Raw genomic sequence first — 12,492 nt, forward strand, 5'->3', positions numbered from 1 at the left:
CCATCACATCAAGACGGAGACATGACATGACCCGGACATCCCTCATCAGGCCCGCCGCCCTCGCCGCCCTGGCGGCGCTGGCCCTGGCCGGCACTGCCGCCGCGCAAACCGCCTATCCCGACAAGCCCGTCACGCTCGTCGTGCCCACCGCCGCCGCCGGCGGCACCGACACCATCGCCCGCCTGTTCGCCGACGTGCTCGGCAAGGCACTCAAGCAGAGCTTCGTGGTCGACAACCGCCCGGGCGCCAACGGCATCCTCGGCGTCGACTACGTCGCCAAGGGCCCGTCCGACGGCTACCGGCTGTTGTTCACCTACGCGGCGACGATGGCCGTCAACCCCAGCCTGTACAGGAAGCTGCCCTACGACCCGGTGAAGGACTTCGCGCCGGTCGCCCAGATCGGCCGCGGCGGCAACCTGCTGCTGGTGCGCAAGGACCTGCCGGTGAATTCCATCAAGGAGTTCGTGGCCTACGTGAAGGCCCACCCGGACAAGCTCAGCTACTGCTCGTGGGGCGCGGGCTCCGGCGGGCACCTGGCGATGGAAAGCCTGAAGAAGCAGGCCGGGCTGGTGATGACCCACGTGCCCTACAAGGGCAGCGGCCCCTGCGTGCAGGACCTGATGGGCGGCCAAGTGGACGCCGGCTTCGCCGACATCTCGTCCACCGTGGAGATCGTCCGCTCCGGCCGCGTGCGCGCCCTGGCCTACAGCGGTCCCGGCCGCGTGCCGATGCTGCCCGACGTGCCGACGATGACGGAGTCGGGCTACCCCTTCAAGAACTACTCCTGGTACGGCGTCTTCGCGCCGGCCAAGACGCCGCCGGCCATCGTGCAGCGCCTCAACGCCGAGATCGTCCGCGCGCTGAAGGACCCGGTCGTGGTCAAGCGCATGCAGGAGCTGAACTTCACCGACCTGCCGCTGACCACGCCGGAGCAGTTCGGCGCCACGCTGCGGCAGGACCTGCAGGACTGGGGCGCGCTGGTCAGGTCGGTCGGCGTCTCGCTCGACTGATCCGCCGCCCGGCGAGGCGCCTCATTCGGGGCTGATCATCTCCGCGTACTCGTACAGCGCGCCGAGGATGGCCTCGCCGCGCTCGTCCGTACTTTCGGCCAGCGTGTCGATCTCGGCGAAGTACTGATCGACGTTGTAGGCGCCGCCCTCGCCCTCGATCAGCTTCGCCACGCGATGCGCGTGCCAGCGCTCCTGCTCCGCCTCGTCCAACGTGGCGGGGAAGTTGCGGGCGCGGTAGCGGAACAGGAGCTCCTCCAGGCGCGGGTCGTCGAAGGCCGCACGCTTGGCGGCCAGCCGCTCGCCCGGCAGCGTGCGCAGCTCGTTGAGCCGCCGCCGGTCGGCGTTGCCGACGAAGCCGCCGTACAGGTCTTCGTCCACGTCCGGCGTCGCCTCCTTCGGGCGGGCATAGACCTCGGCCCAGATCGCGCTCATGTCCGGCAGGCCGGCGGCGATCTCGGCATGGCGCATCGCCTGCGCCAGGTCGACCTGCCAGCGCGCGGCCATCGCCTCGCTGAGCGTGCGCAGGCTGGACACCACCATCGGCGACTTGTTCAGGTGCACGCCCTTGATCGGCAGCCGCGCCACGCCTTCGGGCAGATCGGCGCTGCGCGTAAAGAGGCGCTGGCGCAGCGTCGGCACGTCCAGCGTGGCCAGCTCCGACGGGTCGTGCGCCAGGTCCCAGGCCAGCAGCTCGTTCTTGTTGGTGGGGTGGCTCGCCAACGGCCACATCACGGCCAGGCAGCCGCGCTCGGGCGCGAACATGCCGGAGACGTGCAGGAAGGGCTTCGCGGTCTGGCGCGTGGCGGGCAAGCCCAGCTCCTGCGCGACCCGGTCCTTCCTGTGCAGCGAGAGCGCGAAGTCGAACAGGCGCGGCTGCCGGTCGCGGACGAGCCGCGCCAGCGCGATGGTGGCGCGCACGTCCGACAGCGCATCGTGCGCGGCCTCGTGCGCCAGGCCGTTGGCGCGCGTCAGGTCCTCCAGGCGGAAGCTGGGCTTGCCGTCCGGATGCTTCGGCCATTCGATGCCCTCGGGCCGCAGCGCGTAGGTCAGGCGCACCACGTCCAGCAGGTCCCAGCGGCCGCACTCGTTCTGCCACTCGCGCGCGTAGGGGTCGATCAGGTTGCGCCAGAACAGGAAGCGCGTCACCTCGTCGTCGAAGCGCAGCGTGTTGTAGCCCACGCCGATGGTGCCGGGCTGCGCGAAGGCGGCCTCGATGCGCGCGGCGAACTCGTGCTCCGGCAGGCCGCGCTCCAGGCACACCTGCGGCGTGATGCCGGTGACGAGGCAGGCGCCCGGGCTGGGCAGGAAGTCCGGCGCCGGGCGGCAGTAGATCATCAGCGGCTCGCCGATCTCGTTGAGCTCGGCATCGGTGCGGATGGCCGCGAACTGCGCGGGCCGGTCGCGGCGCGGGTTGGTGCCGAAGGTCTCGTAGTCGTGCCAGAGGAAGGTGCGGGAGGACATGGGCAGGGCAAGGGAATCAGCCGGACATTCTCGGCCACGCGCGGGCCGATGCCGCCGGCGCTACAGCAGCGGCGAGAACAGCCGCGCCACCGCGTCGCCCAGCCGCCGCCAGAAGGGCTGCCGGCGCCCGTGGCGCACCGGCGCCGCGCTGCCGAGGTCGGTCTCGAACTGCCCGGCCAGCGGGCCGGCCAGCGCCGGGCCGTACACCACCGCCATCACCTCGAAGTTGAGCCGGAAGCTGCGGTTGTCGAAGTTCGCGGTGCCGATCATGGCGCACTGGTCGTCGATCACCAGCGTCTTGGAGTGCAGCATGCGCGCCTTGTATTCCCACACCTTCACGCCGGCGGCGATCAGCTCGTCGAAGTAGGAGCGCGCCGCGGCGCTGACGATCAGGCTGTCGCTGCGCCGAGGCACCAGCAGGCGCACGTCCACCCCGCGCAGCGCGGCGTTGGTCAGCGCCATCAGCGCCGGCTCGCCGGGGACGAAGTACGGCGTGGTCAGCCAGGCCCGGTGCGTGGCGTTGTGGATCGCGTCCACGTGCATGCGGTGGATCGCCTCCAGCGGCGTGTCCGGCCCGCTGGTGACGATCTGCACCGGGATGGCGCCGGGCTCGGCGGCCGGCAGGTAGCGGGAGAGCTGGGCGTCCGGGTCGCGCACGCGCTCGCCGGTGGCGTAGGCCCAGTCCTCGATGAAGGTGGTCTGCAGCCAGCGCACCGCCGCGCCCTCGATGCGCACGTGCACGTCGTGATACGCGTCGGGGCGCGTGCGCGGGTCTTCCTCGTCGGTGATGTTGACGCCGCCCGTGAAGCCGATCACGCCGTCGCACACGACGATCTTGCGGTGGGTGCGGTAGTTGGTCACCGGCCGCAGCCGCCGGCCGATGCGCGAATGGTGGAAGAAGCCCACCTGCGCCCCCGCCGCCAGCAGCGGCGCCAGGAAGCGGCGCCCGACGCGCTTGGAGCCCAGCGCGTCGATCAGCAGCCGCACCGTCACGCCGGCGCGCGCCCGCTCCACCAGCAGGTCGCGCAGGCGGGTGCCGATGCGGTCGGGCTCGAAGATGTAGTACTCCAGGTGCACGTGGTCGCGCGCCGCCGCCACCGCCTCGAAGATCGCGTCGAAGGTGCGCGCGCCGCCGGAGAGCAGCCGCACGCCCGTGGCGCTGGACACCGGCAGCCCGCAGGCCGCCCGGCCCAGCGCCGCCATCTGCCGCAGCGGCTCGGGCGCATGCTCGGCCGCCTCGCGCAGCAGGGCGGCGTCGTCGCGCGAATGGGCGATGGCCCGGCTGCGCAGGCGCTTCAGGCGGGTCTTCTTCAGGCGCTGCGGGCCGAAGAAGTAGTAGATGCCGAAGCCCAGGTAGGGCAGCAGCGCCAGCGAGAGGATCCACCCCAGCGTGGACACCGGCGCACGCCGCTGCATCACGATCCACACCGACAGCACCGCGATGTACGCGCTCCACGCCACCGACAGCGCGGTCTTCCACTCGGTGCTCAGTTCGGACGGGATCACGGGTTGCGCGAAGGACAAAAGAAAAGGGCCGGCAGCGCGATGCTACCGGCCCTGGGTGACGCCGCCGCCCGCGGGTCGGCGGGCAGTGGTGCAACGACGCGACGGCTCAACCTGCGGCGGCCTCCTCGGCCTCCGGCCTGGACTTGCCTTCCTTCTTGGGCAGCGGGGTGATGTCGAGCACCACCTCGTCCTTGTCGTCCAGGTCCACCTCCAGGCGTCCGCCTTCGGTCAGGCGGCCGAACAGCAGTTCGTCGGCCAGCGCGCGGCGGATCGTGTCCTGGATCAGCCGCTGCATCGGCCGCGCGCCCATCAGCGGGTCGAAGCCCTTCTTGGCCAGGTACTTGCGCAGCTTGTCGCTGAAAGTGACTTCGACCTTCTTCTCGGCCAGTTGCGTCTCGAGCTGCAGCAGGAACTTGTCGACCACGCGCAGGATGATCTGCTCGTCCAGCGCCTTGAAGCTGACGATGGCGTCCAGCCGGTTGCGGAACTCGGGCGTGAACAGGCGCTTGATGTCGCCCATCTCGTCGCCCGCCTGCCGCGGGTTGGTGAAGCCGATGGTCGCCTTGTTCATGGTCTCGGCGCCCGCGTTCGTCGTCATGATGATGATGACGTTGCGGAAGTCGGCCTTGCGCCCGTTGTTGTCCGTCAGCGTGCCGTGGTCCATCACCTGCAGCAGCACGTTGAAGATGTCCGGGTGCGCCTTCTCGATCTCGTCGAGCAGCAGCACCGCGTGCGGCTTCTTGGTGACGGCCTCGGTCAACAGGCCGCCCTGGTCGAAGCCCACGTAGCCCGGGGGCGCGCCGATCAGGCGCGACACCGCATGGCGCTCCATGTACTCCGACATGTCGAAGCGGATCAGCTCGATGCCCATGATGAACGCGAGCTGCTTGGCCGCCTCGGTCTTGCCGACGCCGGTGGGCCCGCTGAAGAGGAACGAGCCGATCGGCTTGTCGCCCTTGCCCAACCCCGAGCGGGCCATCTTGACGGAAGCCGCCAGCACCTCCAGCGCCTTGTCCTGGCCGAACACCACGCTCTTGAGGTCGCGCTCCAGCGTCTGCAGCTTGCCGCGGTCGTCGTTGCTGACGTTGGCGGGCGGGATGCGGGCGATCTTCGCCACGATCTCTTCCACCTCGGTCTTGCCGATGGTCTTCTTGCGCTTGCTGGCCGCCAGGATGCGCTGCGCCGCGCCGGCCTCGTCGATCACGTCGATGGCCTTGTCGGGCAGGTGCCGGTCGTTGATGTACTTGGCCGACAGCTCCGCCGCCGCCTGCAGCGCCGCCGCGGCGTACTTGACGCTGTGGTGCTCCTCGAAGCGCGACTTCAGGCCCTTGAGGATCTCGATGGTCTCGGCCACGCTCGGCTCGACCACGTCCACCTTCTGGAAGCGCCGCGACAGCGCCGCGTCCTTCTCGAAGATGCCGCGGTACTCGGTGAAGGTGGTCGCGCCGATGCACTTGAGCGTGCCGCTCGACAGCGCCGGCTTGAGCAGGTTAGACGCATCCAGCGTGCCGCCCGAGGCCGCGCCCGCGCCGATCAGCGTGTGGATCTCGTCGATGAACAGGATCGCGTTGGGCTTGTCCTTGAGCGACTTGAGCACGCCCTTGAGGCGCTGCTCGAAGTCGCCGCGGTACTTGGTGCCGGCCAGCAGCGCGCCCATGTCCAGCGAATAGACGTTGGACTCGGCCAGGATCTCCGGCACCTCGCCCTGCGTGATGCGCCAGGCCAGGCCCTCGGCGATGGCGGTCTTGCCCACGCCGGCCTCACCGACCAGCAGTGGGTTGTTCTTGCGCCGGCGGCACAGGATCTGGATCACGCGCTCGACCTCGTACTCGCGGCCGATCAGCGGGTCGATCTTGCCCTCCTTGGCCTGCGCGTTGAGGTTGACGGTGAACTGCTCCAGCGGCGACGCCTTCTCGTTGCGTTCGCCGCCGCCTTCCTCGCCCTCGCCCGAAGGCGCCTCGCCGCCCTTGGCGGGCTCGGGCGGGTCGCTCTTCTTGATGCCGTGGGCGATGAAATTCACCACGTCCAGGCGCGTCACGCCCTGCTGGTGCAGGTAGTAGACGGCGTGCGAATCCTTCTCGCCGAAGATCGCCACCAGCACGTTGGCGCCGGTGACTTCCTTCTTGCCGTTGCCGGTGGACTGCACGTGCATGATGGCGCGCTGGATGACGCGCTGGAAGCCCAGCGTCGGCTGGGTGTCCACGTCATCGGTGCCCGCCACCTGGGGCGTGTTGTCCTTGATGAAGTTGGTGAGCGATGCGCGCAGATCGTCGATGTTGGCCGAGCATGCGCGCAGAACCTCGGCGGCACTGGGATTGTCCAGCAACGCCAGCAGGAGGTGCTCCACGGTGATGAACTCGTGGCGCTGCTGCCTGGCCTCCACGAAGGCCATGTGCAAGCTGACTTCCAGTTCCTGGGCAATCATGTGATTTCCTTTGCCTTGCTGCGAATTGAGACTACATGCTCAGATGGGTTGGAGCGCGGCTTATTCAACCGGTTCACTCACGCACTGGAGCGGATGGCCCGCCTGCACGGCCGCCTCCATCACCTGGTTGACCTTGGTGGCCGCGACGTCCCGCGGGTAGACCCCGCAGATGCCGCGCCCGTCGAGGTGGATCTTGAGCATGATCTGGGTGGCCGTTTCGCGGTCCTTGCCGAAGAACTCCTGGATCACCACGACCACGAATTCCATCGGGGTGTAATCGTCGTTCAGCATGACGACCTGGTACATCCGCGGCGGCGCGGTGCGCTGCGGCTTGCGCTCCGCGACCACCGCGTCGCCGTCGTCCCTGCGGGGCTGCACGGGCGCCGCAGGCGGCGTGGACGGATTTTGGGTTGCCATGAAATTCATTCTATAGAGACGGGTGTGAACGGGACGACCTCGTGGAATTGGTGGCGCATGCGGCGCGTGCAAGAGTCGGCCGGTGCGTGAAGGATGCCGCGGCGGCCTCGTCACGGTCTTCCACAAGACGTTTTCACGGCGGCTGAATTCCACTGACCAAAGGCGCCTGGAAGCCCTTTTATTTTTCTCGGCCTCCCCCCTGCCGCGCGTCAACCGCCGCATCGGGCCGTCGTTGATCACTGGCCCTCCATGCGAGGGCGCTCCCAGTCCATCAATCACGGAAAGACCCCCATGAAGAAGCTCATTGCCGCCCTGGTGGCAGGCCTGTTCGCCGCCGGCGTGTTCGCCCAGGCTCCTGCCGCAGCCCCGGCCGAAGCACCCGCAGCCGCCCAACCGGCGGCCAAGCCGGCAGCAAAGCACGCCGCCAAGAAGGCCAAGAAGCACAAGGCCCATGCGAAGAAGGCACCCAGGAAGGCCACCAAGGCCGCCTGAAGCCGCACAGGTCTTCGGCACAATGCCCGCTCCGGCGGGCTTTTTCGTTTTCATTCCGCCGGCACGGTCCACGCATGTCCCCTGTCCGCTCCCCGACTCTCCCCCGCCTCGCCCTGCTCGCCGCGCTGCTGACGCCGCTGGCGGCCCTGGCCCAGCAACCCCAGATGGACCTGCCGCGGGTGCGCATCGCCGCCGGCATGTACCAGATCGACGCCCAGGTGGCGGCGACACCGCAGCAGCGCCAGGTCGGCCTGATGTTCCGGCAGGAGATGCCGGCCTCCGAAGGCATGATCTTCGTGTTCGAGGAGCGCTCGCCGCAGTGCTTCTGGATGAAGAACACGCTGATCCCCCTGTCCGCCGCCTTCGTGGCCGACGACGGGCGTATCGTCAACATCGAGGACATGCAGCCGCAGTCCACCAACAACCACTGCTCCAGGGAGCCGGTGCGCTACGTGCTGGAGATGAACCAGGGCTGGTTCGCCAAGAAGAACATCAAGCCGGGCTTCCGGCTGGCCGCGCCCTTCTTCGACAAGGCGCGCTGAGGCGCGGACGCCCCCACGAAAAAAGGCCGGTCATCGACCGGCCTTTTCGCATGGGCAGGCGCCGAAGCGCGATCAGCCGAAGTTCTTCGCGGCGAAGTCCCAGTTGACCAGCTTGGCCAGGAAGGTCTCGACGAACTTCGGGCGCAGGTTGCGGTAGTCGATGTAGTAGGCGTGCTCCCACACGTCGACCGTCAGCAGCGCCTTGTCGTCGGTGGTCAGCGGCGTGCCGGCGGCGCCGGTGTTGACGATGTCCACGCTGCCATCGGGCTTCTTGACCAGCCAGGTCCAGCCGGAGCCGAAGTTGCCGACCGCCGACTTGACGAAGGCTTCCTTGAAGGCGTCGTAGCTGCCCCACTTGGCGTCGATGGCCTTGGCCAGCGCGCCGGCGGGCGTGCCGCCGCCCTGGGGCTTCATGCAGTTCCAGAAGAAGGTGTGGTTCCAGATCTGCGCCGAGTTGTTGTAGATGCCGCCGCTGGACTTCTTGACGATGTCCTCCAGCGCCATGTTCTCGAACTCGGTGCCCTTCTGCAGGTTGTTGAGGTTGGTGACGTAGGCGGCATGGTGCTTGCCGTAGTGGTATTCGAGCGTCTCCTTCGAATACTCGGGGGCCAGGGCATCCATGGCGTACGGCAGAGGGGGCAGGACGTGTTCCATCGTTGTGCTCTCGTGGGGTGGGTTGAAGGAAGAACGAATCAATGATTCTAGGAAGGATTGAATGACCCGGCGTCGGACGCAGGCGCGATGTCCGTCGGCGGCAGCGCACCGCGCACCTCTTCCACGCGCAGGCCGGCCTCGCCGTCCGCCAGGCGCGCGTGCACCCGCTGGCCGGCCTGCAACTGGCCGCTGCGCGTGAGGGCGCGGCCCTGGTCGTCGGTGAGCCATGCGTAGCCGCGCTCCAGCACCAGCGCCGGGTCCAGCAGCTGCAGGTGGCGTTCGGCGCGGGCCAGCGCATCGCGACGGCGGCCGAGGTCCGAGGCGAAGGCCCGGGCGAGGTCGTGCTGCAGCGCCTGCGCCTGCTGCGACAGGCGCGCCATCCGCGCCGCCACGCCATGGTGCATGCGCTGCCCCAGATGGCCCAGCAGCAGGCGCTGACGCGCGGCTGCGCCGGAGGGCCGGCCCAGCCGCGCGGCGGCGATGTCCAGCCGCTGCGCCTGCGCGTCGAGGCGCGCCGTCACGGCGCGATGCAGGCGCTCCTGCGCGTCGTCCAGCGCGGCCAACCATTGCGCACGCGGCAGCGACACCATCTCCGCCGCCGCGGTGGGCGTGGGCGCGCGCAGGTCGGCGCAGAAGTCGGCCAGCGTGACGTCCGTTTCGTGGCCGACGCCGACGATGACGGGCACCGGGCTGGCCGCCACCGCCCTGGCCAGGGCCTCGTCGTTGAAGGCCCACAGGTCCTCGATGGAGCCGCCGCCGCGCACCAGCAGGATGACGTCGACCGGCGGCGTCAAGGCCGCAAGGCGGCGCAGCCCCTCGATCAATTCCGCCGGCGCACCGGCGCCCTGCACCGCTGCCGGCGCCAGCACCACGGGGATGTGCGGCACGCGGCGCCCGAGCGCCGTCGCGACGTCGTGCAGCGCCGCCGCGCCCAGGGACGTGACCAGACCGATGCGCCTCGGCACGGGCGGGATCGGCCGCTTGCGCGCTGCATCGAAGAGGCCCTCGGCCTCCAGGCGCGCGCGGCGGCGCAGGAACTCCTCGAACAGCGCGCCCTGCCCCGCGCGGCGCAGGCTTTCCACCACCAACTGCAGATCGCCGCGCGGCTCGTAGACGGCCAGGCGGCCGCGCACTTCCACCCGGTCGCCCTCGGCCGGGTCGAAGTCCAGCAGCCCCGCCGCGCGCCGGAACATGGCGCAGCGCAACTGGCCCGCGGCGTCCTTCAGCGCGAAGTAGCAGTGTCCGCTCGCCGCCCGGGAGAAGCCGGAGATCTCGCCTTCCACCGCGACCGGATTGAAGCGGGCGGCCAGCGCGTCGGCCACGGCCCGGCACAGCGCGCCCACCGCCCACACGCGGGGTGCCGCGGCGCGGCCTTCATCCATGACGCAGCCCTTCCGGCGCCGCCCGGTCGTCCACATGGCACCGCAGCCGCGATGCACGGGGCACCCGACGCACCGCACGGCCGCACGACGTCGTGCAAGCCGTTGATTCAAAAGAGAAAACCACTGCCCAAAAATCGTTCGATCTGTTGCAGGCCCCGGCCGATGCGGCCTGCGGACGGTTGCCAACGGGGTTAGTCACAAAGTTGTCCACAGAATCTGTGAGCGAAGTCCGACAGCTTGCCGGCCGCATTTCACGCTCGAGGGCTCGGTCATAATCGCCGCCATTTCGCGGGGCCCCGGGCCCGGAGGAACCTCTTGCTTTCGATCATAGTTGCCGCAGGTTGGCCGATCTGGCCGCTGCTCCTGTGCTCCGTGCTGGCCCTCGCGCTGGTCATCGAGCGCTTCGTGAGCCTGAAGACCGCCAAGGTCCTGCCCCCCAAGTTGCTGGACGAGGCCATCGCCGCATCGCAGGGCGGCGTACCCGGCCCGGACGTGGTGACGCGCCTGGAGCAGAGCTCGGCCCTCGGCGAGGTGCTGGCCGCGGGCTTCCGCACCATGAACACCCATCCGCGCAGTACCGAGGAAGACGTGCGCGTGGCCATGGAGGCCAGGGGCCGCGCCGTGGCGCACAAGCTGGAGCGCTACCTGCCCGCGCTGGCCACCATCGCCTCGGCCGCCCCGCTGCTGGGCCTGCTGGGCACGGTGATCGGCATGATCGAGATCTTCGGCTCGCAGTCGCCCGCCAGCGGCGGCGTGGGCAGCGGCAACCCGGCGCAACTGGCGCACGGCATCTCGGTCGCGCTCTACAACACGGCCTTCGGCCTGATCATCGCCATCCCGGCGCTGATCTTCTGGCGCTACTTCCGCACCCGCGTGGACGAGTACCTGCTGAACCTGGAACTGGCGGGCGAGCGCTTCGCCCGCCACCTGGCCACGCTGCGCAGCGGCAAGTGAGCCGCGCCGCCGCCGCACCGAAAGCCCCGCGATGAGCCGCATGCACTTCCGCCACGGCAGCGACGAGGAGCCGGAGATCAACCTGATCCCCTTCATCGACGTGCTGCTGGTGATCCTCATCTTCCTGATGCTGTCGACCACCTACAGCAAGTTCACCGAGATGGAAGTGCGCCTGCCGGTGGCCGACGCCGAACCGCAGCGCGACCGGCCACGCGAGATCGTCGTGGCGGTGGGCGCCGACGGCCGCTTCGCGGTGGGCAAGACGGTGCTGCCCGAGCGCAGCGTCGACGCCGTCACCGCCGCGCTGCAGGCCGCCGCGGGCGACCGGCGCGACGGTGTCGTCGTCATCAGCGCCGACGCCGCCGCCGCCCACCAGTCGGTGATCACCGTGATGGAGGCCGCACGCCGCAGCGGCCTGATGCAGATCACCTTCGCCACCCAGCCCACCGCGCAGGCCGCGCGCTGAGCCCGCGCGTCCGGAGCAGCCCATGGGCCTGCAGCGCGCCTGGACCCGCCGCGGCCCGCTGGCCTGCCTGCTGTGGCCGCTCTCGCTGCCGTTCGGCCTGCTGGCCGCGCTGCGCCGCGCCGCCTACGCGCGCGGCTGGCTGCGCTCGCAGCGGGTGGCCGTGCCGGTGGTGGTGGTCGGCAACGTGGTGGCCGGCGGCGCGGGCAAGACGCCGGTGGTCATCGCCGTCGTACGCCACCTGCAGTCGCGCGGCTGGCGCGTGGGCGTGGTCTCGCGCGGCCACGGGCGCCGCACCGACGACGGCCGGCCCGTCATCGCAACGAGCGACCCGCGCGACGTCGGCGACGAGCCCTTGCTGATCCACCAGGCCACCGGCGCACCCATGCAGGTCGACCGCGACCGCGTCGCTGCCGCCCGCACCCTGCTCGCGCGCGAGCCCGGACTGCAGCTGATCGTCAGCGACGACGGCCTGCAGCACCTGGCCCTGCAGCGCGACGTGGAGATCTGCGTCTTCGACGACCGCGGCATCGGCAACGGCTGGCTGCTGCCGGCGGGGCCGCTGCGCGAGCCCTGGCCGCGCCGCTGCGACATCGTGGTCCACACCGGGCGGCAGCCCGCCTTCGCCGGCTTCCACGCGCCGCGCCGGCTGGACGACCACGCCATCGGCCGCGAGGGCCGGCGCGTCCCGCTGGCCGACCTCGCCGGGCAGGGCGGCATCGTGGCCGTCGCCGGCATCGCGCAGCCGCAGCGCTTCTTCGAGATGCTGGCCGAGCGCGGCGTGCGGCCGCACGCATGCATCGCGCTGCCCGACCACCACGACTTCGACGGCTGGCAGCCGCCCACTCACACCATCCTGCTGTGCACGGAGAAGGACGCCGCCAAGCTCCGGCGCGTGGCACCGGACGCGCTGGCCGTGCCGCTGCTGCTCGCGCCCGAGCCCGGCTTCTTCTCCGCGCTGGACGCCCAACTATCATCCCGGCATGGACACCAAGCTGCTTGAACTGCTGGTCTGCCCCGTCACCAAGGGCCCGCTGACCTGGGACGCCGAGAAGCAGGAACTGGCCTCGCGCAGCGCGCGGCTGGCCTACCCGGTGCGCGACGGCATCCCCATCCTGCTCGAGACCGAAGCCCGGCCGATGACCGACGAAGAACTGGGCCTGTGAACGCAGCGCACACGAAGTGG

The 12,492-nt window shown here is 70.1% G+C and carries 13 protein-coding genes; 7 read left to right on the forward strand and 6 right to left on the reverse strand.

What is annotated here, in order from left to right; translation table 11 throughout:
• The first annotated feature begins 26 nt into the window (after positions 1-26).
• A complete protein-coding gene (locus tag Q392_RS14830; RefSeq protein ID WP_038209162.1) occupies positions 27-1,010 on the forward strand; it encodes a Bug family tripartite tricarboxylate transporter substrate binding protein in 984 nt (327 codons plus the stop codon).
• 21 nt (positions 1,011-1,031) lie between these two features.
• Here Q392_RS14830 and sbcB read toward each other — a convergent pair whose 3' ends face one another.
• From sbcB to clpS, 4 genes are all read right to left on the reverse strand, one after another.
• Positions 1,032-2,471 (reverse strand): exodeoxyribonuclease I, encoded by a 1,440-nt coding sequence (gene sbcB / locus Q392_RS14835; RefSeq protein ID WP_038209165.1) that lies wholly within the window; start codon positions 2,469-2,471, stop codon positions 1,032-1,034.
• A 60-nt stretch (positions 2,472-2,531) separates the two neighbouring features.
• Entirely contained in the window at positions 2,532-3,977 is a 1,446-nt protein-coding gene (gene cls / locus Q392_RS14840; protein WP_038209265.1) for a cardiolipin synthase, read from the reverse strand.
• A 106-nt stretch (positions 3,978-4,083) separates the two neighbouring features.
• Entirely contained in the window at positions 4,084-6,402 is a 2,319-nt protein-coding gene (gene clpA / locus Q392_RS14845; protein ID WP_038209168.1) for an ATP-dependent Clp protease ATP-binding subunit ClpA, read from the reverse strand.
• A 60-nt stretch (positions 6,403-6,462) separates the two neighbouring features.
• Entirely contained in the window at positions 6,463-6,819 is a 357-nt protein-coding gene (clpS, locus tag Q392_RS14850; RefSeq protein WP_038209171.1) for an ATP-dependent Clp protease adapter ClpS, read from the reverse strand.
• 291 nt (positions 6,820-7,110) lie between these two features.
• Between clpS and Q392_RS14855 the strand changes: the two genes are divergently transcribed.
• Both Q392_RS14855 and Q392_RS14860 read left to right on the forward strand, forming a co-directional pair.
• Positions 7,111-7,311, forward strand: a complete 201-nt coding sequence (locus Q392_RS14855) for a hypothetical protein (protein ID WP_038209174.1) — start codon at positions 7,111-7,113, stop codon at positions 7,309-7,311.
• 74 nt (positions 7,312-7,385) lie between these two features.
• On the forward strand, positions 7,386-7,853 hold the full coding sequence (locus Q392_RS14860) for a DUF192 domain-containing protein (protein WP_038209177.1): 468 nt from the start codon (positions 7,386-7,388) through the stop codon (positions 7,851-7,853).
• Between the two features lie 72 nt (positions 7,854-7,925).
• Here the strand turns inward: Q392_RS14860 and Q392_RS14865 are convergent, their stop codons facing one another.
• A complete protein-coding gene (locus Q392_RS14865) occupies positions 7,926-8,507 on the reverse strand; it encodes a superoxide dismutase (RefSeq protein ID WP_038209180.1) in 582 nt (193 codons plus the stop codon).
• Positions 8,508-8,554: 47 nt separating this feature from the next.
• Entirely contained in the window at positions 8,555-9,889 is a 1,335-nt protein-coding gene (gene xseA, locus Q392_RS14870) for an exodeoxyribonuclease VII large subunit (RefSeq protein ID WP_084217079.1), read from the reverse strand.
• A gap of 315 nt (positions 9,890-10,204) precedes the next feature.
• Here xseA and Q392_RS14875 point away from each other — a divergent pair, with 315 nt between their 5' ends.
• The 4 genes from Q392_RS14875 to Q392_RS14890 are packed head-to-tail and all read left to right on the forward strand — an operon-like array spanning position 10,205 to position 12,472.
• Positions 10,205-10,843 carry a MotA/TolQ/ExbB proton channel family protein gene (locus Q392_RS14875; protein ID WP_038209184.1) on the forward strand — a complete coding sequence of 213 codons (639 nt, stop codon included), beginning with the start codon at positions 10,205-10,207 and terminating at the stop codon, positions 10,841-10,843.
• 40 nt (positions 10,844-10,883) lie between these two features.
• Complete coding sequence (locus Q392_RS14880) at positions 10,884-11,309, forward strand: ExbD/TolR family protein (RefSeq protein WP_038209274.1); 426 nt, start codon at positions 10,884-10,886, stop codon at positions 11,307-11,309.
• A 22-nt stretch (positions 11,310-11,331) separates the two neighbouring features.
• Positions 11,332-12,309 carry a tetraacyldisaccharide 4'-kinase gene (gene lpxK, locus Q392_RS14885; RefSeq protein ID WP_038209187.1) on the forward strand — a complete coding sequence of 326 codons (978 nt, stop codon included), beginning with the start codon at positions 11,332-11,334 and terminating at the stop codon, positions 12,307-12,309.
• Positions 12,290-12,472, forward strand: a complete 183-nt coding sequence (locus Q392_RS14890; protein WP_038209189.1) for a Trm112 family protein — start codon at positions 12,290-12,292, stop codon at positions 12,470-12,472. The genes lpxK and Q392_RS14890 overlap by 20 nt, the downstream gene beginning before the upstream one ends.
• The last annotated feature ends 20 nt before the right edge of the window (positions 12,473-12,492 follow it).

The sequence above is a fragment of the Xenophilus azovorans DSM 13620 genome (genome assembly GCF_000745855.1).
Classification (GTDB): domain Bacteria; phylum Pseudomonadota; class Gammaproteobacteria; order Burkholderiales; family Burkholderiaceae_C; genus Xenophilus; species Xenophilus azovorans.